We start from the raw sequence: 23,618 nt of genomic DNA, 5'->3' as shown, positions 1-23,618 counted from the left end.
CCGCACCGGATCTCCGGTGCGGGCCACGGCCGCGTGCTGGGATGGGCTACATCAGAAGCCCATGCCGCCCATCTCGTCGCCACCCGGCATGGCGGGCGCGGCGGGCTCGGGCTTGTCGGCCACGACGGCCTCGGTGGTGAGGAACAGCGCGGCGATCGACGCGGCGTTCTGCAGCGCCGAGCGGGTCACCTTGACCGGGTCGTTGATGCCGGCCTTGAGCAGGTCCTCGTAACCGCCGGTGGCGGCGTTCAGGCCCTCGGCGCCCGGCAGGTTGCGGACCTTCTCGGCCACGACGCCCGGCTCGAGGCCGGCGTTGTGGGCGATCTGCTTGAGCGGGGCGCTGAGCGCGAACTTGACGATGTTCGCGCCGGTGGCCTCCTCGCCCTCGAGGGACAGACCATCGATGGCGACCTCGGACTTGACCAGGGCGACGCCGCCGCCGGCGACGATGCCCTCCTCGACGGCCGCCTTGGCGTTGCGCACGGCGTCCTCGATGCGGTGCTTGCGCTCCTTGAGCTCGACCTCGGTGGCCGCGCCCGCCTTGATGACGGCGACGCCGCCGGCGAGCTTGGCGAGGCGCTCCTGGAGCTTCTCGCGGTCGTAGTCGGAGTCCGAGTTCTCGATCTCGGCGCGGATCTGGTTGACCCGGCCCTCGATCTGACCCTGGTCTCCGGCACCCTCGACGATGGTGGTCTCGTCCTTGGTCACGACGACCTTGCGGGCCTTGCCGAGCATGGAGATGTCGGCGGTCTCGAGCGAGAGGCCGACCTCCTCGGAGATGACCTGGCCACCGGTGAGGATGGCGATGTCCTGCAGCATGGCCTTGCGGCGGTCACCGAAGCCCGGGGCCTTAACGGCGACGGACTTGAAGGTGCCGCGGATCTTGTTCACAACCAGGGTCGACAGGGCCTCGCCCTCGACGTCCTCGGCGATGATGAGCAGCGACTTGTTCTCGCCGATGACCTTCTCCAGCAGCGGGAGCAGGTCCTTGACGGTGGAGACCTTGCCGGAGACCAGCAGGACGTACGGATCCTCCATGACCGCCTCCTGGCGCTCCGGATCCGTCTGGAAGTACTGCGAGATGTAGCCCTTGTCGAAGCGCATGCCCTCGGTGAGCTCGAGATCCAGACCGAAGGTCTGGGACTCCTCGACCGTGATCACGCCCTCCTTGCCGACCTTGTCCATGGCCTGGGCGATGAGCTCGCCGATGGCCGGGTCGCCGGCGGAGATCCCCGCGGTGGCGGCGATCTGCTCCTTGGTCTCGATCTCCGTGGCGGAGTCGATCAGGTGCTTGGTGACGGCCTCGACGGCCTTCTCGATGCCGCGCTTGATGCCCATGGGGTTGGCACCGGCGGCGACGTTGCGCAGGCCCTCGCGCACGAGCGCCTGGGCGAGAACGGTGGCGGTGGTGGTTCCGTCGCCGGCGACGTCGTCGGTCTTCTTGGCGACCTCCTTGACCAGCTCGGCGCCGATCTTCTCGTACGGCTCCTCGAGCTCGATCTCCTTGGCGATGGAGACGCCGTCGTTGGTGATCGTGGGGGCGCCCCACTTCTTCTCCAGCACGACGTTGCGGCCCTTGGGGCCGAGCGTGACCTTGACGGCGTCGGCGAGCTGGTTGAGACCGCTCTCCAGGCCGCGCCGGGCCTCTTCGTCGAACGCGATCATCTTTGCCATGGGGTGAATCATCCTCCGGGTATGGGGTGACACGCGTGTGGTCAGCGTCGGTGCCCGCGACGGACGGTGCGGACCGTGTCGGATCCGCGCCTCACCTTGCGACCTCGGTTCTCAGATCTTGCTGGCACTCAGGGTAACCGAGTGCCAATCGCTTTTCTAGCACTCGCCCCCGACGAGTGCAAAGGCCCGGACGACTGATTCGCGCTCGGCGAACGACCCTCATGTCGTCCGGTCCTGCCCTACCATCGAGACGCCGTCCCACCCGTTCGCCCGAAAGGCTCGTCAATGCCCACCGAACCCGCCGCAGCAGGCGCCATCGAGAGCTCCATCGAGATCGACGCCCCGCCGGCCCGGGTCTGGGAGGTCATCTCCGAGGTCCGCAACGCCACCCAGTGGAGCAGCCAGGCCTGGAAGATCTTCCCCCTCGGCGGTCGCACCGCCAAGGGCACGTGGGCACTGAACATCAACAAGCGTGGGCCGCTCCTGTGGCCCACGACCAGCCGTGTGGTGGAGTTCGAGCCCGGCCGCCGGTTCGCGAACCGCATCACCGAGAACACCACCGTCTGGGTCTTCGACCTCGAGCCGACCCCCGCCGGCGGCACGCTCCTCACCGAGCGCAGGGAGGTCCCGGACGGGCTGACCTTCATCTCCCGATTCCTCACCGACAAGGTGTTCGGAGGACAGAAGTCGTTCACCAGCGAGCTGGACCGGGGCGTGTCCACCTCCCTGCAGCGGATCAAGGCGCTCGCCGAGCGGAGCTGAGGCCGGGATGGCCCGGGCCGCCGCGGCCCTCATCGCGGGCTCGCTCGTCGCGTCGCTCTCCGGCTGCGCCCTGTGGTCGGGCGACGGCGACGACGTCGACGCCCCTGCCCGCGAGCAGCCCGGGCCCACCCTGGCCGCCGGCCCCCCGCCGGCGGACTGGCAGGACGTCCGCAGCCCCACCGGGCTCGTGTACTCGGTTCCGCCGGGGTGGGAGGTCGGGGACCCGTCCGGGGTCGACGACGACGCCGGCGACCCCGGATCGGACTGGGGATCGGGCTACGTCACCACCGCCAACGCCATCGCCGACCGTGGCTACTGCCGGCTCGGGGGCCTGAGCTTCCGGACCCTGGTCGGCATCAGCGCGACGGCACTGCCGGGCGAGGCGCGTGAACAAGCCGAATCGGCGTCCCGGGCCATGGCGGACTCGATCGACCGACGGTTCACCCAGGCCGGTGCCGACGTCCCCGTCCCCGATGCCCGCAGGATCGGGGTCTCGGGGGTGCCCGCCTGGTACGTCTCGCTGCGCGGCGAGGTGCGTCCCCCGCGCAACGACTGCACCCCGCCGACCATCCGCTTCGACACCATCGCGGTGTCCACGCGGGGCCCGGACGGCGCGCCGGCCTCACTGGTGTTCGTGCTCATGTCCGATGAGGGCGAGGCCGGCGTGCAGCCCACGGAGACGATCGACGCCGTGGTGGCGTCCCTGCGCTACGACATCTCGGTGTGACGCCACCCGGGCGCGGCCACCCGGTTCAGGCCGCGGTGGCGGAGTCTCGTCCGCCCGTCGCGGGATCGCCCCCGGCGGACGGTGCGATCACCTCGTCCGTCCGCGCGTCACGCGGCAAAAACTCCGCCCACCCCTGGTCGCAGCGGGCCCACGCCCAGCCGGCGTCCGCCGCGGCGTCGGCCGCGTCGACCGGGACGGTCCGTCGGCACACGGGGACGTCCGGCCCGTCCTTCGCCTGGATGAGCAGGCAGTCGCCAGACCGCTCGAAGCGGAAGCAGCGTTCGCCGTCGACCTCCAGCTCCAACCGGTCGCCGTCGATCAGGAGCTTGCCGATCAGCTGGCCCAGGAGTTCACGGGTGACCCACGGCAGCGTGCCGCGGGGTCGACCGCGCACCGCGTGGTCGGCGATCCCCGCGCCCACCATGGTGGGCCGACGGTGGACGTCGACATCAATGCGCTCGCGCGGGTCGGCCACCAGTCCCAGCTCGGGCGAGGTCACGCGGAGCTGGCGCGGGGCGGCGTACCGCATGACGGCGTTGACCACGAGTGGGCGGGTGATCACCTCGGGCCGGATGACCACGCCCACGCCGTCGATCTCCGGGCGCGAGCACAGAGCGCCGGTCTCGCCGATCGCCTCGGCCTCCGGGAACCGCTCCGACAGCTCGTCGCACAGCGCCTCGAGGTCCGCCCGCACGCGTGCGGGCAACTCGTCGACGGAGGTGAGCTCGCGGAGCTCCTTCTCAGCAGGGGTGACGATGATCACAAAGCTACTCATGTGCACACCATACTTCATGCTGCGTTCACTTTCCGTTCATGTCGCCGAGTCGTGTCGGAGCGGGCAACTACTCTGTGCGCATGGCCGACTCCCCCGCGTTCGCTGACCCCCACGCCGATCTCGCCCCGCTCGCGGCCGCGGTCGCCGCCCAACTCGACCGGGCCCGCTCCGATCTCGCCGATCTCGTCGCCCTACCGTCGGTGCACGATGCCGAGCCGGAGGCCGGCGCACAGGCCAGCGACCTCGTCCGCGGCCTGCTCACGGACCTGCCGATCCCGGGCCTGGGCCCGGACTCGGTCGAGGTGATCGAGACGTCCGACGGGTCGCGCGCGGTGTTCGCCCACCGCCCGGCCGCACCCGGCCGCCCCACCGTGCTGCTCTACAGCCACTACGACGTCCAGCCCTCCGGGGACCCGGGCGAGTGGACGTCCTCGCCGTGGGAACTGACCGAGCGCGACGGCCGGTGGTACGGCCGCGGTGCCGCGGACTGCAAGGGAAACCTCGTCGTGCACCTCGCCGCCCTGCGCGCCCTCGCCGCCCTGGGTGACGACGACGAGGTCGGCGACCCCGGGGCGGACCCGCTGGACGGCCTGGGGATCCGACTCGTCGTGGAGGGCTCCGAGGAGACCGGCGGAGGGGGCCTGGACGATCTCGTGGCGTCGCGGCCAGACTTGGTGGCGGCGGAGGCGATCCTCATCGCCGATTCCGGGAACGTCTCGGTCGGCACCCCCACGCTCACGACCAGCCTCCGGGGGATCGCCAACCTCGTCGTCGTCGTCGACACCCTGGAGGCCGGGGTCCACTCCGGACAGTTCGGGGGCGCGGCGCCCGACGCGCTCGCCGCCCTCATCTCCATCCTCGCCTCGCTGCGCGACCCCGCCACCGGCGCCACGACCGTCGACGGCCTGGACTTCACCGGCGAGTGGGACGGGCAGGCCTACCCCGAAGAGGCGTTCCGCGCCGACGCCGGGATCCTCGACGGGGTGGAGGTCTCCACGGCGGCCCCGCTCGCGGACCTGGTGTGGTCACGGCCCGCGGTGACCGTGCTGGGGATCGACTGCCCGCCGGTCGAGGGGGCGATCGCCGCCGTCCAACCCCGAGCCCGCGCCCTGATCAACCTGCGCGTTCCACCCGGGATCGACCCGGTCGAGGCGCAGCGGCTACTCACCGCGCACATCGAGCGGCGCAGGCCGTGGAACGCCCGGGTGACGGTGGAACCCGAGGCCGTCGGCCACCCGTTCCGCTCGGTGCCGGCGGGCGGCTCGGACCCGGTCCACGACCTGCTCTCGCAGTGCCTGGTGCAGGCCTACGGTGCGGAGGAGGTCGCCGTGGTCGGCTCCGGCGGATCGATCCCGCTGTGCACCGCGCTGCAGCGGGCGCATCCCGACGCGAGCATCGCACTGTTCGGCGTCGAGGATCCCGCGGCCGCTATCCACTCCCCCGACGAGAGCGTCGACCCGCGGGAGATCGAGCGCATCGCACTGGCGGAGGCGGCGTTCCTGCAGCGCTACCGCTGAGCCCCCCGGCCCGGAGAACCGGTAACGGTGTGATGCCCGTGGGCCGATACTGTCACCAGAGGCGGCGCGACCAGGTCTCGGCTGCCCGGAAGAAGGAGCCGCCATGCCCGTGCCCGCACTCGCCCACCGCGTCACCCGCGCAGGCCGCGCCCTCCTCGCGACCGCTGTCGCCGCCGCGCTGACGGTGGGGCTGCTCCCCGCCCCCGCGCAGGCGCAGGGGCTACCGGGGTCGATCAGCCCGGAGCAGATCGCCAACGGTGCTCTCGGCACCATCTCGCCGGAGAGCCTCAGCCAGCTCCTCTACTTCGGCAACCTGCCAGGCTCGTCCGGGTCATCGATGATGGGCATCGCCAACCGACTCGGATTCTCCCCCAACATGTTCGCCGGACCCCCGCCGCCGGCGCCCCAACCCAACCCGAACATCACCGAGACCCGTGTCGTGCGCAAGGACGTCGACGGCCGCTACGAGCGGTGGCTCATCGACTCGGCCGACATGAAGCGCGGGATCACCGTCGAGGTCTACCGCGCGCCCGACGGTAATCAGAACGCGCCGTTCCTGTACCTCCTCGACGGCGTCGGTTCCGAACTCCCCAGCGGCTTCATGCAGTGGGGCGCGGCAGAGCAGTTCGCGGACGAGAACGTCAACCTCGTCATCCCGACCGGTGGCCAGGGTTCGATGTGGGCGGACTGGAACGAGCCCGACCCGGTGCTGGGCATCAGCAAGTGGGAGGCGTTCATCACCCGCGACCTGCCCGCCCTGGTCGAGCCCGAGGTCAGCACCAGCCGCAGCCGCGCGATCGGCGGCATCTCGATGGGCGCCGGCGCGGCCGTGACCATCGCCACCCGCCACCCCGATCTCTACCGGGCCGTCTTCGGCGTCTCGGGCTGCTACTCCACCGGCACGCTCGGTCAGATCCTCACCCGCTACACCGTGGAGAGCCGCGGCGCGACCCTGACCAACATGTGGGGCGAGCCGGGCACCGCGCAGTGGGCGGCCCACGACGCGCTGATCAACGCGGAGGAGCTGCGCGGAAAGGCGATCTACCTCTCGTCCGGCACGGGCGTGGCCAACCCGGGCGACTGGGAGGACTACAACAACGACGCCGCCAACTTCATCGCCGGCATGGCGCTCGAACAGGCCACCGGGCAGTGCACGCGCGCGGCGGACCGTCGCCTGCGGGACCTGGGCATCCCGGCGACGATCGACCACCTGCCCACCGGGCTGCACAACTGGTCCTACTACTCGCGTCAGATCCCCGTCGCCTGGAACGCCATCCGCGGCGCGCTGTAACCCCACCGGGGACCCAGAGGAGCCGGCGCTCGCCGCGATACGCTCACCTCCGTGAACCCCCGCCCGGATCTTGACCTGACCCTGCGCCTGTCGGCGTCCGCGGCCGACTCCCGACGGGGAATCGTCCGCGCACACCCGGAAGTGATCCTCGCGCTGGGGATGCGCGAGTGGGATGCCATCGAGATCATCGGTGCCCGCACGACGGGCGCCGTGGTCGCCGCCGCGGCCACGGGCGCGCCGAGCGGCGTGCTGGTCGTCGACGAGGTGGTGGCCGCCAACTGTGGCCTCGGTGAAGACGCGCGGGTGACCGTGCGGGCCGCGGAGGTGACGGGCGCGCAGTCCGTCGAGGTCCAGGGCCTCCCGCCGGCGGGTCGCGGAGTCGCCGAGCGTGTGCTGCGGTCGGCGCTGCTGGGCAAGGTGGTGCGGGTCGGGGACTCGGTCACGCTGATGCCGCGCGACCTCGGCCCCGACTTCCCCACCTCCGACACGACCCGCACCCTGCGCAACACCATGGGCGCGGCATGGGGCACCGAGCTGCTCACCGTCACCGCGACCGTGCCCGGCGGGACCGTCTCCGTGCAGCCCACCACGGCGATCGTGACCGGCGTGGGCACCGGGGGCGCGGGGGCCGGGGGCACCGGTCCGACGGCGAGCTCCCCCACCGCGGCGGCTCCTGCCGCCGCCGGGGGCAGCGCGGGCCCGGAGACGGCCGGCGGCTCGGCCATCACTGCCGTCGCGAGGGAAGACCTCGTCGGCGTCGCCGACCGGGCCGAGGTGCTGGAGCAGTGGCTCTCCCTCGCGCTGGACCGCTCGGAGTTGTTGCGGACGCTGGGCGCGTCGCCGCACCTCGGGGTGCTGGTGGCGGGACCTCCGGGCGTCGGCAAGACGACGCTGGTCCGCTCGGTCGCCGGCCACCGGCGGCTCGAGGTGGTCGACGGGCCCTCGGTCGGAGCGCTCGACCCCGCCTCACGACTCGAGGCGGTACGTGCCGCCGCCGAGCGGGCCCGCGAGAATGGCGGGATCCTGCTGGTCACCGACGTCGACGCACTGCTCCCCGCCCAGCCCGAGCCGGTGTCCACGCTGGTCCTCGACCGACTGCGGTCGGTGGTGGCGTCCCCAGGATCGGTGCTGGTGGCGACCTGCGTGCGCCCAGAGGACGCCGACGCCCGGCTCCGGGAACCCGACCTCTGCGACCGCGTGCTCGACCTGCCCCTGCCCAACGCGGCCGACCGCGCCGCGCTGCTGGAGGTCATGCTCAGAAACGTGCCCACCGGGACGCTGGACCTGCCCGCCATCGCCGAGCGCACCCCCGGGTACGTCGCCGGCGACATGAGGGCACTGACCCGGGAGGCGGCCCTGCGGGCGGCCGGGCGGGCCGCGGGCGACAGCGCCGCCGACCACGCTGCACCCGACCGTCCCGCGCCAGACCACCCCGCCGCCCGTCTGGAGCAGGACGACCTCCTGGGCGCGATCAGCGTGATCCGGCCGCTGTCCCGGTCCGGCACCGAGGAGCTGAGCCTCGGATCGATCACCCTCGACGACGTCGGGGACATGGAGGAGGTACGTCAGGCGCTCACCGAGACGGTGCTCTGGCCGCTGCAGCACCGCGACTCCTTCGAACGGCTGGGGGTGCAGCCGCCGCGGGGCGTGCTGCTGTACGGCCCCCCGGGGTGTGGCAAGACCTTCGTCGTGCGGGCCCTCGCCGCGAGCGGCCGGCTGACGGTGCACATGGTCAAGGGCGCCGAGCTCATGGACAAGTGGGTCGGGTCCTCGGAGAAGGCCGTCCGCGACCTGTTCCGCAAGGCCCGGGACTCCGCGCCGTCGCTGGTGTTCCTCGACGAGATCGACGCGCTCGCCCCGCGGCGGGGCCAGTCCGGCGATTCGGGCGTCGGCGACCGGGTGGTCGCGGCCCTGCTCACCGAACTCGACGGTGCGGAGCCACTGGGTGATGTGGTCATCCTCGGCGCCACCAACCGGCCCGAACTCATCGACCCCGCCCTGCTGCGTCCGGGGCGGCTCGAACGCCTGGTGTTCGTCCCCCCGCCGGACGCCGAGGCCCGGGCGGACATCCTCCGGGCGGCCGGCCGGGACGTCCCGCTGGCCGACGACGTGGACCTGACCGAGCTCGCGACCGACCTGGACGGGTACTCGGCCGCGGACTGCGCCGCACTGCTGCGGGAGTCGGCGCTGACCGCGATGCGTCGCGACATCGACGCGGCCGAGGTCACCGCCGACGACGTGGATCGCGCCCGCCGCGCGGTCAGACCCTCTCTCGACCCCGTGCAGGTGGAGGACCTCCGGCAGTACGCCGAGCGTCGCGAGAGCTGAGCAGCGCGAGGGTGCCGCGCGCGGGGGCGGGGCGCCACGGGCTTGCCGGGATTTACGCCGGCGGCCTAGAGTGTCTGACCATGCGGAAGATTCTCGTAGTAACCGGACGTAACGGGGCCTGACAGACCGGCACCCCCGTTGCGTGGTTGCTCCTTCTGACGTCGGTCATCTCACCGACGCACCAGAAGCGAGAACTCCATGACCCCCACGGCGAATCCCACGTTCGGCGGACCCCACGCGACCACCGGCTCTCCCATCTGCCCCTTCGCGGATCGATTCGGCCGCCGGCTGCCACGAGGGTTCGCCTCCGAGGCCGCGGGCCTGGACTGGCGCACGCTGCTCGACACCTACGCCCCGTCCTCCGACCGCTTTCATCTGGCCGATTTCTCCCGCCGCCCGCTGGGTCGGGGCATCATCGCCTACGAGGCGATCCTGGCCACCCGTGCCGCAGGGGACGCGCCCGGCGAGTTCACCGCCCGCCGCCTGACCACCGAGTCCTGCGGTGACGTCACCGCGATGTCCGACATGCTGGGCCAGGTCGGCGCGCGTGCGGAGATCGAGCAGTTCCACCAGTACGAGGGCCACCGGCACGGCGGCCACGCCTTCGGCGAGGCCGGATCGTGGTGCACGATCCTGCGCGCCAGCTGTGGTCGCCGCGAGACGTGGGCGCTCGGGTTCGGGCAGACCTCCACCGAGGCCTCGATCGCGGCGCTGCTCAGCGCCGCGACCCGTCTCCACCTGCGGTGAAGTCGGCTCGGAAACACCGTTCTGTAAAGTGATCACAGGAACCACGCCCCGGTCGACCACCGACTCCCCGCCGCCTCGCGGCGGATACGTCCGCATGTCGTCGTCCGTTCGACGCAAGGAAAGGAGCCGCCGGTGATCGTGATCCTCGCGGCCCATGCCGTGGCCGCCCTGATCGCGATCCCGTTGGTGTCCAGGTTCGGACGCCGCGCCTTCCCGCTCCTGGCGTTGGTCCCCGCCGCCGGCGCGGTCTGGGTGGCCGCGAACCTCGACCGGGTACCCACGGAGTCCATCCAGTGGGCTCCCGGCATCCACCTGGCGCTCGACCTGCGGATGGACGCCCTGTCCGCGCTGATGTCCCTCATCGCACTGGGCGTCGGTGCGTTGGTGCTGTTCTACTGCACCTGGTACTTCGACGACTCCGAACCGCGACTCCACCTGTTCGCCGCGGAGCTCGTCGCCTTCGCGGGCGTCATGTTCGGCCTGGTCGTGGCCGACAACATGATCCTGCTGTACATCTTCTGGGAGATCACCTCCGTTCTGAGCTTCCTGCTGGTCGGCCACTACGCCGAGCGGGCCTCGTCCCGGCGTGCCGCCACCCAGGCACTGCTGGTGACCACCCTCGGCGGCCTGGCGATGCTCGTCGGCATGATCATCCTGGCGCAGGAAGCCGGGTCGTACCTGCTCAGCGAGATCATCGCGGCCCCACCGTCGGGGCCCCTCGTCCACTGGGCTCTCGCCCTGGTCATCATCGGCGCGGCGAGCAAGTCCGCCATCGCTCCCCTGCACTTCTGGCTACCGGGGGCGATGACCGCCCCCACCCCGGTGAGCGCGTACCTGCACTCCGCGGCCATGGTCAAGGCCGGCGTCTTCCTCGTCGCGGCGTTCAGTCCCGGGTTGTCCGGCTCGTCCACCTGGCAGCTGCCACTCATCGCCCTGGGCCTGGTCTCCCTGCTCATGGCCGGGTGGCGGGCGCTACGCGAGACGGACCTCAAGCTGGTGCTGGCCTTCGGCACGGTGTCCCAGCTGGGTTTCCTGCTCGTGCTGGTGGGCATCGGCTCCCGGGACACCATGCTCGCCGGGCTCACCATGCTGCTCGCACACTCGCTGTTCAAGTCGTCCCTGTTCATGGCGGTCGGCGTGATCGACAAGACGACCGGCACCCGCGAGATCCGCGAGCTGTCGGGCCTCGGCCGCTCGCGGCCCGCACTGGCGGTGTTCTTCACCCTCGCCGCCGCCTCGATGGCCGGGCTCCCGCCCTTCCTCGGGTTCATCGGCAAGGAGTCCGCGTTCGCCACCGTGCTGACCGAGGGCCGACTACACGGGATGCCCGCGATTGTTGTCACCGCGGGCCTCGTACTGGGCTCGGTGCTCACCTTCTCGTACACCGCCCGCCTGGTCATGGGCGCATTCCGGGACAAGCCGACCTTCCCCGACGGGATCAGCCCCGCGGTCGCCGACTCGAAGCCCGTCAACCCGATGTTCCTCTCGGTGCCCGCGGTCCTCGCCGTCGCCGGCCTGGTGCTCGGCCTGTGGTCGGCGCCCGTCGAGAACCTCCTCGTCCGGTTCGTCGATGTCGCGTTCCCGCCCGGCAGCCCGTGGCGCGGAGACGAGGCCTACCACCTGGGACTGTGGCACGGCGTCGGCATCCCGTTGGCGCTCACGGCGGTCGTGTACGTGCTCGGAACCATGCTCTATGTCGCCCAGCGGACCGTCGAGCGGATGCAGTTCGAGTCGCCCGCGCTGGGTAACGCCGACCGCATCTACGACGCCGTCCTGCGCTTCTTCGACCTCCTGTCGCTGCGCCTGACCGCGAGCATCCAGCGCGGCTCCCTCCCGCTGACGCTCGGCATCATCCTGTTCACCCTCGTGCTGTTCCCGTTCGCGTCCCTCATGGTCGGCACCCGCGAGGGCCTGCGGATGGAGCTGGCGGGCAACCCGGTCGTGCTGTTCGTCATGATCCCCATGACCGTCGCCGCGATCGCCGCCACCGTCCTGCGCAACCGCCTCGCCGCGGTGATCAGCATGTCCGTCACCGGCTACGGCGTCGCCATCATCTTCGCCTTCCACGGCGCCCCGGACCTGGCCCTCACCCAGGTGTTGGTGGAGACGCTGCTGATGGTCGCGTTCGTCCTGGTGCTGCGCACGATGCCCGCCGAGGTCCCGTTGTCGGACGGCTTCCGCCGGACCCGCGCCTGGCTCGGCATCGGGGTGGGCCTGCTCGTGGTGATCGTCGGCGCCTACGCGATCAACGCCCGCCAGCGGCCCGCCGTGTCCACCGTCTTCCCGGACCTCGCCTACGACATCGGCAACGGCGCCAACGCGGTCAACGTCACCCTGGTCGACATCCGCGCCTGGGACACCCTCGGCGAGATCACGGTGCTGCTCGTCGCCGCCACCGGTGTGGCCAGCCTGGTCTTCCGCAACCGCCGCTACGGCTCGGGCCCGCGCCTCGCCGACGCCGGCAAGACGCGTTCCGGCCGGCGCGGCATCGAGGCCGCCCGGATCGTCGTCGAGGCTCCCGGCGCCTCCCCCGGCCGCTGGCTGGTCGGGGCGACCGTCCGCGATCCGCGCGCGCGTTCCCTCGTCCTCGAGGTCACCACCAGGCTCATCTTCCCCACCATGATGATCCTGAGCCTGTTCTTCTTCTTCGCCGGGCACAACAACCCCGGCGGTGGCTTCGCCGGCGGTCTGGTGGCCGGTCTGGCCCTGGTGCTGCGGTACGTCGCCGGTGGCCGCTACGAACTCGGGGAGGCCATCCCCATCGACGCCGGCCGGATCCTCGGATTCGGGCTCCTGCTGGCCGCCGGCACGGCCACCGCCTCGATGTTCTTCGGGGCACCTCCCCTGTCCAGCGCCACCTTCGAGGGAACGCTTCCCGTCTTCGGGGACGTCAAGTTCGTCACGGCGCTGTTCTTCGACGCGGGGGTCTACCTCATCGTCGTCGGTCTCGTCCTCGACATCCTCCGCAGCCTCGGCGCCCGACTCGACCTGGACGCCGAGGACCTCGAGGAACTCCGCGCCGTCTACGTCGACGCCACCGACTCGCCGTCCACCGCCTCCCTGCGCCGCGTCCCCGGCGTCGACGGCGCCGCACCGCGGTCCGACCTGGCCGCCCGCCGCGCCGACCGCCTGAGAGCCGCCGAGAACCAGGGCACGACCTCCCGGGGGATGCCATGACCGCCGACTTCGCACTGCTGCTCCTGGCGGGCATCCTCAGCGCCGCCGGCGTCTACCTACTGCTCGAGCGCGCCATCATCAAGATCCTGCTGGGGATCATGATCCTGTCCAACGGCGTCAACCTGCTGCTGCTGGCGGCCGGCGGCGCCCCCGGGAACCCGCCCATCCGCGACCGGACCTGGGGCGGCAACGCCACCGACTCCGATCCGCTGGCCCAGGCCATGATCCTCACCGCCATCGTCATCACCGCCGGTGTCGGGGCGTTCATCCTGGCGCTGGCCTACCGCTCGTACCAGTTCACCACCGTGGACGAGGTCGCGGACGACGTCGAGGACACGAAGATCGCCCGACGCTCCCCCACCGACGCCTGGTCCGCTCCCGACCGTGACGCCTCCGACGACCACGCCACCGGTCAGCCCACCGAACTCGGTGACCACGTCGACTACGACGACGAGGACCTCGAGGAGGCCGAAGCCGAGGCCGCCGCCGAAGCCCGAGCGGAGGCCCGGGCCAGAGCCGAGGCCGACGCTCGCGCGGAGGCACGGGCCCGCGCCGAGGCGGAGGCCCGACGTATCGATCGACGCGTGAAGCGCAACAAGGACGCCGGAAAGGAGGAGGACCTGTGATCTCCCCCGAACTCTTCGGCTACCTCATCCCGTCGGTCGTCCTCGCCCCGATGCTGGCGGCCGCCCTCTGTCTGGTGGTCTCCCGCCGACCGCGGGTGCAGAACGTCATCACGATCGCCACCCTGACCGGGGTGTTGGTCATCTCCGGCATCCTGCTGGTGCTGACCGAACAACACGGGATGCACACCGTCCAGGTGGGAGGCTGGGACGCCCCGGTCGGCATCACCCTGGTCGCGGACCGGCTCAGCGCGCTGATGCTGTGCGTATCCGCCGTGATCCTGCTGACGGTCATCATCTACGCCGTCGGCCAGGGTGTCCGCGACGGTGACGGCGACCAGCCGACCTCGGTCTTCCTGCCCACCTACCTCGCGCTGGCCGCCGGCCTGAACGCGGCGTTCATCGCCGGCGACCTGTTCAACCTGTTCGTCGGGTTCGAGATGCTGCTGGCCGCGTCGTACGTGCTGCTCACGCTGGGTGCCAGTCAGGAACGTGTGCGCGCGGGCGTGTCGTACACCGTTGTGTCGATGGTGTCCTCGATGGTCTTCCTGCTGGGCATCGCGCTGACCTATTCCGCCGTCGGAACGCTCAACCTGGCGCAGGTCGCCACCCGGATGGCCGAGGTCCCGGACGGCCTGCGGCACACCATCTTCGCCGTGTTCCTCGTGGCGTTCGGCATCAAGGCCGCCGTGTTCCCGCTGTCCACGTGGCTGCCCGACTCGTACCCGACCGCGCCCGCCCCGGTCACCGCCGTGTTCGCCGGTCTGCTCACCAAGGTCGGCGTCTACGCGATCATCCGCTTCCACACCCTGGTGTTCCCCGGGGGCAGCATGGACGGCGTCCTCCTGGTGGCCGGCCTGTTGACGATGGTCGTGGGCATCCTCGGTGCGATCGCCCAGTCGGACATCAAGCGGATCTTGTCGTTCACCCTGGTCAGCCACATCGGCTACATGATCTTCGGGATCGCCCTGTCCACCGAGTCCGGGCTGAGCGCCGCGATCTACTACGTCGGCCACCACATCGTCGTGCAGACCACACTGTTCCTGGTCGTGGGCCTCATCGAACGGCAGGCGGGGTCGTCCTCCCTCCGCCGGTTGGGGTCCCTCGGCGTCGTCAGCCCGGTCCTCGCCGTCACGTTCCTCATCCCGGCGCTCAACCTGGGCGGGATCCCGCCGTTCTCCGGCTTCGTTGGCAAGCTCGCCGTGGTCCAGGCCGGCGCAGAGGTCGGCGGGGTACTCATGTGGGTGCTCGTCGCCGGCGCCATGGTCACCAGCCTGCTGACGCTGTACGTGGTCGTGCGCGTGTGGTCCAAGGCGTTCTGGCGGCCCCGGGCGGACGCCCCCGAGGGCGCGATCGCGCTGGCCAAGCCGCTCGCACTGCTGCCGTCCGACGAGTACGTCGAGTTCGACGAGCGCGACGAGGTCGGGCGGATGCCGTGGAGCATGCTGGCCCCGACGTGGGCGCTCATCGTCGTCTCGCTTCTCATGACCGTCTTCGCCGGCCCGCTGCTCGCGGTCACCGACGGCGCCGCCGAGAGTCTGCGGGAGCGTGTCGAGTACCTCGTGACCGTCCCCACCGACGCCACACCCGAACGCTTCGTCGACTCCGTGACGGGGGTGCGCTGACATGGCCCGGAAGATGACGTTGGAGCCGCGGGTGCTCGGCGCCCGCCTGTTCATGACCCTGTGGCTGGCATTCGCCTGGGTCCTGCTGTGGGGCAGCATCGACATCGGCACCATCGCCGCCGGACTCATCGTCGCGACCGTGGTGATGGCCGTCCTCCCGCTCCCCCGCGTCCCCGTCGAGGGTCTGCTGCGGCCGGTGTCGATGGTGTGGCTGGTGATCGTGGTGGCCTACTACCTCGTCCGGTCGTCGATCGCCGTCGCCTGGCTGTCGGTCCGGCCCCAGGCTCCCCCGCGCTCCGCCGTGCTGCGCGCCCCGATGCGGCTGAAATCCGACTTCACACTGGCGCTGGCCGTCAACACCCTCAACCTCATGCCGGGCGGCATCGTCGTCCGCGTGGATCCCGCGGCCCGGTACGTCTACATCCACGTGCTGAACACCGGAACCGACGACGCCGTGGAGCATTTCAGATCCCAGACCGCGCACATCGAGACGCTCTACCAGCGCGCCTTCGAGCGCGACGAGGACTGGAAGCCGAGCCCGGAGCACTACTCCGCACCCGCCGACAGCGCCCCGACGACCGTGGGCACCGCGGACTCCGCGGAATCCGCACCCCACGCCGCTAACCAAGCCGCGCCAGCTCACGCCGCCGCAGACCACACCGACGCAGAAAAGCCCGAAGCTGCACGAGCCGAAGCAGAGCAGGCCGCAGCCGAGCACGCGGCACACCACGCGGACGACGCCGACGGCCCCACCCCGGAACAGGAGGCCCCCCGGTGAACATCATCTCGCTCATCCTGTGGAGTCTGGCCATCATCGCGCTGACGGCCGCGCTGTTCGCCACGATGATCCGGCTCGTCGGCGGCCCCAACACCCTCGACCGCCTGATCTCCCTGGATGCGCTCGTCGCGGTCGCCCAGGGTGGCATCGGCGTCTACATCGCCTGGTCCAAGGACACCACCCCCGCCGCCGCGCTCGTCGCGCTCGCCCTCGTGGCGTTCCTCGGCTCGGTGTCCGTGGCCCGTTTCCGCGTGAACGACACCGTCGGAACGCCCGAGGAGGCCCTCCCATGACCAACGACCTGGTGGAGATCATCTCCGCACTGTTCGTCCTCGCCGGGGCGCTGCTGACACTAGCGAGCGCGATCGGCCTCGTCCGCTTCCGCGACACCCTCAGCCGCATGCACCCGGCCGCCAAGCCGCAGGTCCTCGGCCTCGTGCTGATCCTGCTCGGCGCCGGGATCCGGATCTTCCCGGACATCGACCTGGGCATGCTCGTGCTGGCCGCCATCGTCGCCGTGTGCACGGCGCCGGTGATCGCGAACCGCGTGGGCAACCTCGCCTACCGGGAGAGCGTCGAGGACGGCACCATCACCCACGAGGCCCCCGTGTTGGAGAAGTTCACCGGGTCGGGCCTCGACGGCAGCGCCGCCAACTGACCCGTCGCGCGGCCGGGGCCGGCCGCCGGCTCAACGAGGAGAGCGTCCCGCACCTGTCCCTCTCGGGGACCGTGTGCGAGACGCTCTTCTCGACGTCCGGGGGTGGTGCCGACCCGTCAGGTCAGGGTCGGGCTGCTCAGGGGGCGGGCTGCGCCGGGGCGTTGCCGGCCTGTTGTCCGGTTCCCGGGACGACGATGCCGTCATCTGTGGTGGCCTGGCCGCCGCCCTCGTCGCCGCCCTCGCCACCGGGAGTGCCCGTCTCCGTCACGCCGGGCTCGAAGTCGCCGGCACCCTCGGGCACGTCGGTCTCCTGCGTCTCCGGGATCGAGCTCGTCGGCGCGGCGTCCTCGGTGTAGCTGGGCAGCGTGTACGGCGCGTCGGCCTCGGCCGGCTGCTCGTTGGGCGGGCTGCACGCGGCCACGGCGAACGCGAGGGCGAGTGCGGGAGCCGCGACCAGGAGGCGGCGGGCGGTCTGACGCGGGGCCATGGGGGCTCCTTCGATCTCGGGAAGCTGCAAGTCGCTAGTGAGCACGCAACCCGCGGAACGGAATGCGTGGGCTCATCATATCCTCAGGGGTCAGCGGTCGAGATCCTGGGTGACGATCACGATCACCCCTGGCGCCTCGTCCGCGAGATCCGCCGGCCGCGGCTTGGCGGTGATGCCCAACTGGGAGGCGATCGCCTGTGCAGCCTGCTGTTCGCCGGGGCCGGAGCCGTAGAAGGCGGTCGACTCCGCCACGACGCCGCGGTTGGACGGCATGTTGGCCACCTCACCCACGGCGTACCCGTTCTCGCGCAGCGTCTCACCGGTGCGGCCGGCCAGCCCGGTCACGGTGCTGTTGTTGAAGATCTGCACGGGCACGGACGTCACGTCCGGCACCGCTCCGCCGGGGACCTGCCCGGCGGGCTGGCCCGGGGCGGGCGCCGCGGGGTCGCCCGACTGCGGGTCCTGCCCGTCGGCTCCTCCGCCGGGCGCACCGTCCGCGCCGCCGGCACCGTCCTGACCGGCCCCGGCGTCGCCCGGGGCGGTGGCAGCGCCGGCGCCGTCGGTTCCGGTCTGACCATCGGCACCCTGTCCGGCCGAGGCGTCCTGCTCGACCTGGGAGGTGGTGTCGTCGGCGGTGGGCGTCGCCTCGTCCTCGTCACCGCCGAACAGCTGGACCAGTCCGACGCCGACCGCCAGCACGACCGCGGCCAGCAGCACCATCGCGATTGCGCGGTACGGCGGGCCGGTCGGCTCGTCCATGGCCGGGCCGTCGCCCTGCGTGTAGGGGTCGTCGGCGCCGTGCGCGCCGCCGTACTCGGGATCGCCGTACTCGGCATCGCCGGGCTGCGGGCTGTCGTACTGCGGGTTTCCGGACTGGGAGCTCACGCCGCCGAGTCTAGGTCAGTCGAGCCGCATTCCCAGGTTGCGCGCCGCGCGTGCCTTCTGTCGGCTGGAACGCATCCGGCGCAGCCGCTTGACGAGGAGCGGGTCCGCGGCCAGGGCCTCGGGGCGGTCGATGAGGTCGTTGAGGATCTGGAAGTAGCGCGTGCCCGACATGTCGAACTGCTGCCGGATCGCCTCCTCCTTGGAGCCGGCGAACTTCCACCACTGCCGCTCGAACTCGAGCATGGCCCGGTCGCGTTCGGACAGGACGGGATCCGCGGCGTGGAGCTCGGCCGTTCCCTGCTCGCGGTCCTTCTCGCGCTGCACCTCGCGTGCCGCGGTGGCTGAGCGACCCATGTGCCTGCCTCCTGACCCTGATGACCTCTGTTGACCACTGATGACCTCTGACAACCACGACGCTGAAGTACACCGTTGTGATTCCCCCGTAGTGAACCACACGCCTCCGACACGTCGCCATGTCCGGCGCTCTAGAATCGACCACCATGGCCGTCCGTCCCATCGTCATCCTCGGCGATCCCGCGCTCCACGCCGCCACCGAGCCCGTCACCGAGTCCCCCGAGGAACTCGCGGCGCTGGTGCAGGACCTCTACGACACCATGGACGCCGCCAACGGGGTGGGCCTGGCCGCCAACCAGATCGGCGTGCGCAAGCGCCTGTTCGTCTACGACTGTCCCGACCTGGACACCGAGGACGGCGAGGGCGTGACCCGCGAGGAGGTCGAGGCGCGCGGCGGCTGGCTGAACCGGCGCGGATGCGTGGTCAACCCGGTCCTGGAGACGTCCGAGATCCCGGAGACCATGCCGGATCCGGAGGACGACCTCGAGGGCTGCCTGTCCGTCCCGGCGGTCAACTTCCCGCGCGGTCGCGCCTGGTGGGCGCGGGTGACGGGCACCGACGAGCACGGCGAGCCCGTCTCGGTGGAGGGGTACGGACTGTTCGCCCGCTGCCTGCAGCACGAGGTGGGCCACCTCGACGGTTTCCTCTACACCGACGGCCTCATCGGACGGAACCGGAAGGCCGCCAAGCGCCACATCCGCGACGCCGGGTGGGGCGTGCCCGGCCTGAGCTGGGATCCGGCCTCCGACCCGGACCCGTTCGCCGATGAAGACGATGACGACCACGACAACGACAATGACTACGACGACGAGGTCGGCACCGACCATGGCTGAGCAGGACCGGGGCCTGTCGGAACGGTCCCGGTGGAACGCCGGCCGCCGGGTGGCGGTGGGCGATCGCGTGGTGGTGCGTCGCCACCTGGAGGCGGGCCAGACCTCGCATCTGTACACGGACGTCATCGGTCGCGTGGTGGAGTTCGAGCCGGAACTGGTCGTGGTACGCGAGTCCGGTGAGCAGGTGCGGATCGCGGACGCCGACATCGCGGTGCTCAAGGTGATCCCGCCGCGGCCGGTGCGGGCCCGCGACATCCGGGCGCACGAGTACGCCGGCGCCCTGGCGTGGCCCGGACCGGAGTACGAGGTGGTCGACGGCTGGTTCTGCCGCGCCGGCGACGACTGGTCCTACCGCGGGAACTCCGCGGTGCCCGTCCTGCCGTGGGCCAACTGTGAGGACCTGGACGGGGTGCGCGACTGGTACGCCGCCCGCGGCCTGCCGCTGCGCCTGGTGGACGTGGACCGGCTGGTGAAATCCGAGCGAATGAAACTCGACGGCGCCCCGGTGGACGCCTCGCGGATCCATGCCGACCGCGACCTCCTGCTGTGCACCGCCGACAGCCGCGACCTGCTCGCGGTGGTCGACGAGGCGTTCCCCGCCCCCACCCGGCCGGCGGTCACCCTGGCCGAGCGCCCCGACGACGACTGGCTGGCGCTCTACCACGCCACCGCCGACCTCGACCCCGAGCGAGTCCGGCCGGCGATGCTCGCCACCGCGGGGCTCGTCGCCTCCGGACCGGACGCCGGCGAACCCGGCCCCGGCGGCCACGCGGTGTTCGCCCGACTCGAGGAGGACGGGGACCTGGCCGCGATCGCCCGCGGCGCCGTCACCGCCGGGCCCGACGGACACCCGCGGATCGCGGTGTCCTGCGTGCAGACCGCGGACGCCCACCGCCGCCGCGGCCTGGCCGAGGTGGTCACCGGCTCGCTCGTGGAGTGGGGACTGGGCCTCGGCGCGCAGGAATGTCACCTGCACGTGTTCGCGGACAACTCCGCCGGGCGCGGCCTGTGGGCCAAGCTCGGACTGCAGCCGCACCATTCGCTGCGCCACCTCGTCGTCGTCGACTGACACCGGCTCCGCTCCCACGGTGACACCGCCGCGCGGAGGGCAATACACTCGGGCGCATGCGTCTGGCCACCTGGAATGTGAACTCGATCCGTGCCCGGAAAGACCGCGTGCTCGCGTGGCTCGAACGGTCCGACGTCGACGTCCTGGCAATGCAGGAGACCAAGTGCAAGGACGAGCAGTTCCCCGAAGACGCGTTCCGTGAGCTCGGGTACGAGGTCGCCCACCACGGGCTGAGCCAGTGGAACGGGGTCGCCGTGGCCTCCCGGGTGGGGCTCGAGGACGTGCGTCTGGGCTTCGACGACATGCCCGGCTTCCACAAGGATCCCGAGGTCTCGCAGGACCCGGAGGCCCGCGCCATCTCGGCGGTCTGCGACGGCGTCCGCGTGTACAGCCTCTACGTCCCCAACGGCCGTGAGCTGGGCGACCCGCACTACACGTACAAGCTGGAGTGGCTGGCCCGCCTGCGTGACCACGCCGCCGCCGAGTTGGCCGCCGACTCCGCCGCCCAGATCGCCCTCGTGGGTGACTGGAACGTCGCGCCGCTCGACGAGGACGTGTGGGACCCGGAGGTCTTCGAGGGCAAGACCCACACCTCCGGACCCGAGCGGCTCGCGTTCGCCGCGTTCGACGGCGCCGGCTTCCGCGAGGTCACCCGCGAACACACCCCCGGGCCCGGCGTCTACACCTACTGGGACTACACCGGACTCAGCTTCCCCAAGCGCAAGGGCATGCGGATCGACTTCCAGCTGCACTCCCCCGCCCTGGCCGCCCGCGTGACCGGGGCGTCCATCGACCGCGAGGAGCGCAAGGGCAAGGGCGCCTCCGACCACGCGCCCGTCGTCGTGGACCTCGACTGAGCCATGTCCACGTTCCAGCTTCGGCGCTACATCGACCGCCTGCGCGCCGAGGGGTTCACGGTCCGCGACGACCACGGCGAGGACCCGGATCTCATCGACATCCACGGCCGGGCCGTCGACACCTGGCGGGAGAACTACCCGTACGACGAGCGACTGGACCGCAACCAGTACGAGGTCGAGAAGTACCTGCTGCAGATCGAGCTGCTGAAGTTCCAGAACTGGCAGGCCGAGACCGGGCACCGGCAGGTGATCGTGTTCGAGGGCCGCGACGCCGCCGGCAAGGGCGGGACCATCAAGCGGTTCACCGAGTACATCAACGTCCGGCAGGCCCGGGTCGTCGCGCTGGTCAAGCCCACCGAGACCGAGATGTATCAGTGGTACTTCCAGCGGTACGTGGCTCATCTGCCCAGCCGCGGCGAGCTCGTGCTGTTCGACCGCTCCTGGTACAACCGCGCCGGCGTGGAGCGGGTGATGGGGTTCTGTACGCAATCGCAATACGAGACGTTCATGGAACAGGCGCCCAACTTCGAGAAGATGCTGGTCGACTCGGGGATCGGGCTGACCAAGTTCTGGTTCTCCGTCACCCGGGAGGAGCAGAAGACCCGGTTCGCGATCCGCCAACTCGACCCGGTGCGGCGCTGGAAACTCTCGCCCATGGACCTGGAGTCGCTCGACAAGTGGGACAAGTACACGGACGCCAAGGAGGAGATGTTCCGGCGCACGGACACCGACCACGCGCCGTGGATCACCATCAAGTCCAACGACAAGAAGCGGGCCCGCATCAACGCGATGCGCTACTTCCTGAACCAGTTCGACTACCCGGACAAGGACCCCCAGGTGGTGTTCGACCCGGACCCGAAGATCGTCCGCCGCGGCAAGGACGCTGTCGGGGACTAGCGGAGGGAGCGCCAGCGAGCGGAGCGATGTCCCCGCGCACACGTACCGTCGGGGACTGACTGAGCCTGCTCAGGAGGGCCCCGCGCACAGGCCTGGCGGAGCCGCGCCGGGAATGTCTGGGCGACGGCGGGCCTTGCACTGGGTATGAGCCATTCCAATGACCACGCCGTCATCACGCGCCTGCTCACCGAGAAGGGCCGCTGGGCCGTCGCCGGCCTGTCCAGCAACTCCGCGCGCACCGCGTACGGGATCGCCGCCTACGTCCGCGACCTGGGACATGAGATCGTCCCGGTCCATCCCAAGGCCGAGACCGTGCACGGTCAGCAGGGCTATCCGGATCTCGCGTCCGTTCCCGGTGAGATCGATGTGGTCGACGTGTTCGTCAACTCGCAGCTCGCGGGCGGCGTGGTGGACGATGCGATAGCCAAGGGAGCCAAGGCGGTCTGGTTGCAGCTGGGGGTGGTCGACGAGGCCGCGGCGCAGCGGGCGAAGGATGCAGGGCTGGACGTGGTGATGGACGCGTGCCCTGCGATCGAAGCCCCTCGTCTGGGCCTGGCCTGAACCGCGGACCCGGCCGGGTCTAGAAGCCGCTCGAGGCCAGTCCCACCATTGCGAAGATGAAGATGAAGTACAGCACGATGAGGACTGCCACGATCGCCAGCGAGATCATGCCGAGCTTCTTGGCGGTCGCGCTGGCGGCCTCGGCTTCGGCGTGGCGACCGGCGGCCCACAGCGGGTAGACCTCGAGGGCGCGGGTCATCGCGACGAACGACAGCGGCCAGAAGAAGAGGATCGACGCGACCGCCCAGCCGACGTTCGACGGCGGGCCGGGGCGAGCTCCCGAGGTGGTCCCGTACCCGCCCGCCACGGCGAAGGACGGAGTCTGCGCGCCGTAACCGGTCGGGGTCTGCGCGCCGTAACCGGTCGGGGTCTGCGCGCTGTAATCGGTCTGTCCGTACGAGCCCTGGCTGTACGGACTCTGTCCGTATGTGCCCTGGCCGTATGTGCCCTGGCTGTAGGTGCCCTGCCCGTACGGGTTCTGGCCGTAGGAGCCCCGACTCGCATCGTCGCCACCGGTCGAGTCGCCGTCGGCAGTGTTCCCCTGGGGCGGGTAGGTCATGGGGGTCCTCCGGGTAGCTGGTCGTCTGGGGTCAGACTACGTCCCGCTCCCCCGGCCCCTTCTCAGCCGCTCGTCGGCCGGCTGACAATGGTCACCGCGGGCCACGGTCACCGCCCCGCGTCTGTCACGGCTGGGCGACCAGGAGCTGATATTCCGGGAAGCGAACAAGGAACCGCCGCACGTAGCTGCAGACCGGCCGGATCTTGAGCTCGTCGAGCCGCATGCGGGTGAGCACCAGGCTGACCAGCAATCGCGCGATCCCCTGCTGTCCGTACCGCTCCTCGATCACGGTGTGGAGCAGGATGTAGACGTCGCCGTCCTTCTCGTAACCGACGAGACCCATGAAGGTCTCGCTGTCCCACAGTTCGAAGCGGTCTCTATCGGTGTTGTGGACCAGCTTGAGCGACGTTACAGGGGACATCAGAACTCCTTCG

24 protein-coding genes are annotated in these 23,618 nt (G+C 71.0%); 17 read left to right on the top strand and 7 right to left on the bottom strand.

Annotated features, from left to right (window positions below):
- Nucleotides 1-51 precede the first annotated feature (51 nt).
- Complete coding sequence (gene groL / locus Q2K20_RS02025) at nt 52-1,674, bottom strand: chaperonin GroEL (RefSeq protein ID WP_120286075.1); 1,623 nt, start codon at nt 1,672-1,674, stop codon at nt 52-54.
- Between the two features lie 285 nt (nt 1,675-1,959).
- Between groL and Q2K20_RS02020 the strand changes: the two genes are divergently transcribed.
- On the top strand, nt 1,960-2,436 hold the full coding sequence (locus Q2K20_RS02020; RefSeq protein ID WP_163376342.1) for an SRPBCC family protein: 477 nt from the start codon (nt 1,960-1,962) through the stop codon (nt 2,434-2,436).
- A 7-nt stretch (nt 2,437-2,443) separates the two neighbouring features.
- Nucleotides 2,444-3,163, top strand: coding sequence for a hypothetical protein (locus tag Q2K20_RS02015; protein ID WP_096906760.1), 720 nt, complete (start codon nt 2,444-2,446; stop codon nt 3,161-3,163).
- Between the two features lie 25 nt (nt 3,164-3,188).
- Here Q2K20_RS02015 and Q2K20_RS02010 read toward each other — a convergent pair whose 3' ends face one another.
- Complete coding sequence (locus Q2K20_RS02010; RefSeq protein ID WP_317176588.1) at nt 3,189-3,938, bottom strand: hypothetical protein; 750 nt, start codon at nt 3,936-3,938, stop codon at nt 3,189-3,191.
- A gap of 80 nt (nt 3,939-4,018) precedes the next feature.
- On the opposite strand from Q2K20_RS02010, the gene Q2K20_RS02005 reads away from it, so the two are divergent.
- From Q2K20_RS02005 to Q2K20_RS01960, 10 genes are all read left to right on the top strand, one after another.
- Entirely contained in the window at nt 4,019-5,455 is a 1,437-nt protein-coding gene (locus tag Q2K20_RS02005) for a M20/M25/M40 family metallo-hydrolase (RefSeq protein WP_096906759.1), read from the top strand.
- Between the two features lie 103 nt (nt 5,456-5,558).
- Nucleotides 5,559-6,746: an alpha/beta hydrolase gene (locus Q2K20_RS02000; protein ID WP_067719275.1), complete on the top strand. Its 1,188-nt coding sequence runs from the start codon at nt 5,559-5,561 to the stop codon at nt 6,744-6,746.
- A gap of 51 nt (nt 6,747-6,797) precedes the next feature.
- Entirely contained in the window at nt 6,798-9,074 is a 2,277-nt protein-coding gene (locus Q2K20_RS01995) for an AAA family ATPase (protein WP_163376341.1), read from the top strand.
- 198 nt (nt 9,075-9,272) lie between these two features.
- On the top strand, nt 9,273-9,821 hold the full coding sequence (locus Q2K20_RS01990) for a hypothetical protein (protein ID WP_069388499.1): 549 nt from the start codon (nt 9,273-9,275) through the stop codon (nt 9,819-9,821).
- Between the two features lie 132 nt (nt 9,822-9,953).
- Nucleotides 9,954-12,998, top strand: coding sequence for a Na+/H+ antiporter subunit A (locus tag Q2K20_RS01985; protein ID WP_313312300.1), 3,045 nt, complete (start codon nt 9,954-9,956; stop codon nt 12,996-12,998).
- Nucleotides 12,995-13,624, top strand: a complete 630-nt coding sequence (locus tag Q2K20_RS01980; protein WP_067719286.1) for a Na(+)/H(+) antiporter subunit C — start codon at nt 12,995-12,997, stop codon at nt 13,622-13,624. The genes Q2K20_RS01985 and Q2K20_RS01980 overlap by 4 nt, the downstream gene beginning before the upstream one ends.
- Nucleotides 13,621-15,246, top strand: coding sequence for a Na+/H+ antiporter subunit D (locus Q2K20_RS01975; protein ID WP_313312298.1), 1,626 nt, complete (start codon nt 13,621-13,623; stop codon nt 15,244-15,246). Before Q2K20_RS01980 ends, Q2K20_RS01975 begins: the two co-directional genes overlap by 4 nt.
- A 1-nt stretch (nt 15,247) precedes the next feature.
- Nucleotides 15,248-16,024, top strand: a complete 777-nt coding sequence (locus Q2K20_RS01970) for a Na+/H+ antiporter subunit E (RefSeq protein ID WP_096906756.1) — start codon at nt 15,248-15,250, stop codon at nt 16,022-16,024.
- Between the two features lie 65 nt (nt 16,025-16,089).
- Nucleotides 16,090-16,317 (top strand): monovalent cation/H+ antiporter complex subunit F, encoded by a 228-nt coding sequence (locus tag Q2K20_RS01965; RefSeq protein WP_241504579.1) that lies wholly within the window; start codon nt 16,090-16,092, stop codon nt 16,315-16,317.
- Nucleotides 16,314-16,682, top strand: coding sequence for a monovalent cation/H(+) antiporter subunit G (locus Q2K20_RS01960; protein ID WP_067719292.1), 369 nt, complete (start codon nt 16,314-16,316; stop codon nt 16,680-16,682). The genes Q2K20_RS01965 and Q2K20_RS01960 overlap by 4 nt, the downstream gene beginning before the upstream one ends.
- Before the next feature lie 136 nt (nt 16,683-16,818).
- Here Q2K20_RS01960 and Q2K20_RS01955 read toward each other — a convergent pair whose 3' ends face one another.
- The 3 genes from Q2K20_RS01955 to Q2K20_RS01945 form a co-directional block, all read right to left on the bottom strand.
- Nucleotides 16,819-17,169, bottom strand: coding sequence for a hypothetical protein (locus Q2K20_RS01955; RefSeq protein ID WP_069388497.1), 351 nt, complete (start codon nt 17,167-17,169; stop codon nt 16,819-16,821).
- A 90-nt stretch (nt 17,170-17,259) separates the two neighbouring features.
- A complete protein-coding gene (locus tag Q2K20_RS01950) occupies nt 17,260-18,054 on the bottom strand; it encodes a LytR C-terminal domain-containing protein (RefSeq protein WP_244200877.1) in 795 nt (264 codons plus the stop codon).
- 15 nt (nt 18,055-18,069) lie between these two features.
- Nucleotides 18,070-18,408, bottom strand: coding sequence for a DUF3263 domain-containing protein (locus tag Q2K20_RS01945; RefSeq protein WP_119192767.1), 339 nt, complete (start codon nt 18,406-18,408; stop codon nt 18,070-18,072).
- 146 nt (nt 18,409-18,554) lie between these two features.
- On the opposite strand from Q2K20_RS01945, the gene Q2K20_RS01940 reads away from it, so the two are divergent.
- The 5 genes from Q2K20_RS01940 (at nt 18,555) to Q2K20_RS01920 (ending at nt 22,625) form a co-directional block, all read left to right on the top strand.
- Nucleotides 18,555-19,241, top strand: a complete 687-nt coding sequence (locus Q2K20_RS01940) for a peptide deformylase (RefSeq protein WP_317176587.1) — start codon at nt 18,555-18,557, stop codon at nt 19,239-19,241.
- Nucleotides 19,234-20,310 (top strand): GNAT family N-acetyltransferase, encoded by a 1,077-nt coding sequence (locus tag Q2K20_RS01935; protein WP_317176586.1) that lies wholly within the window; start codon nt 19,234-19,236, stop codon nt 20,308-20,310. Before Q2K20_RS01940 ends, Q2K20_RS01935 begins: the two co-directional genes overlap by 8 nt.
- 56 nt (nt 20,311-20,366) lie before the next feature.
- On the top strand, nt 20,367-21,167 hold the full coding sequence (locus Q2K20_RS01930) for an exodeoxyribonuclease III (RefSeq protein ID WP_119192770.1): 801 nt from the start codon (nt 20,367-20,369) through the stop codon (nt 21,165-21,167).
- Between the two features lie 3 nt (nt 21,168-21,170).
- The gene (gene ppk2 / locus Q2K20_RS01925) at nt 21,171-22,064 is read left to right on the top strand and encodes a polyphosphate kinase 2 (protein WP_269504278.1); all 894 of its coding nucleotides are present in this window, start codon (nt 21,171-21,173) and stop codon (nt 22,062-22,064) included.
- Nucleotides 22,065-22,208: 144 nt separating this feature from the next.
- Nucleotides 22,209-22,625: a CoA-binding protein gene (locus Q2K20_RS01920; protein WP_317176585.1), complete on the top strand. Its 417-nt coding sequence runs from the start codon at nt 22,209-22,211 to the stop codon at nt 22,623-22,625.
- A gap of 19 nt (nt 22,626-22,644) precedes the next feature.
- On the opposite strand, the gene Q2K20_RS01915 is transcribed toward Q2K20_RS01920, so the two are convergent.
- Entirely contained in the window at nt 22,645-23,184 is a 540-nt protein-coding gene (locus Q2K20_RS01915; RefSeq protein ID WP_317176584.1) for a CD225/dispanin family protein, read from the bottom strand.
- Nucleotides 23,185-23,308: 124 nt separating this feature from the next.
- Nucleotides 23,309-23,605, bottom strand: coding sequence for a GNAT family N-acetyltransferase (locus Q2K20_RS01910; RefSeq protein ID WP_067719316.1), 297 nt, complete (start codon nt 23,603-23,605; stop codon nt 23,309-23,311).
- Between the last annotated feature and the right edge of the window lie 13 nt (nt 23,606-23,618).

Source organism: Dietzia sp. IN118 (assembly GCF_032905965.1).
Lineage (GTDB): Bacteria > Actinomycetota > Actinomycetes > Mycobacteriales > Mycobacteriaceae > Dietzia > Dietzia kunjamensis.
Note: the sequence above shows the minus strand (reverse complement) of the source record. Positions and strands in the feature narration are given on the sequence as shown.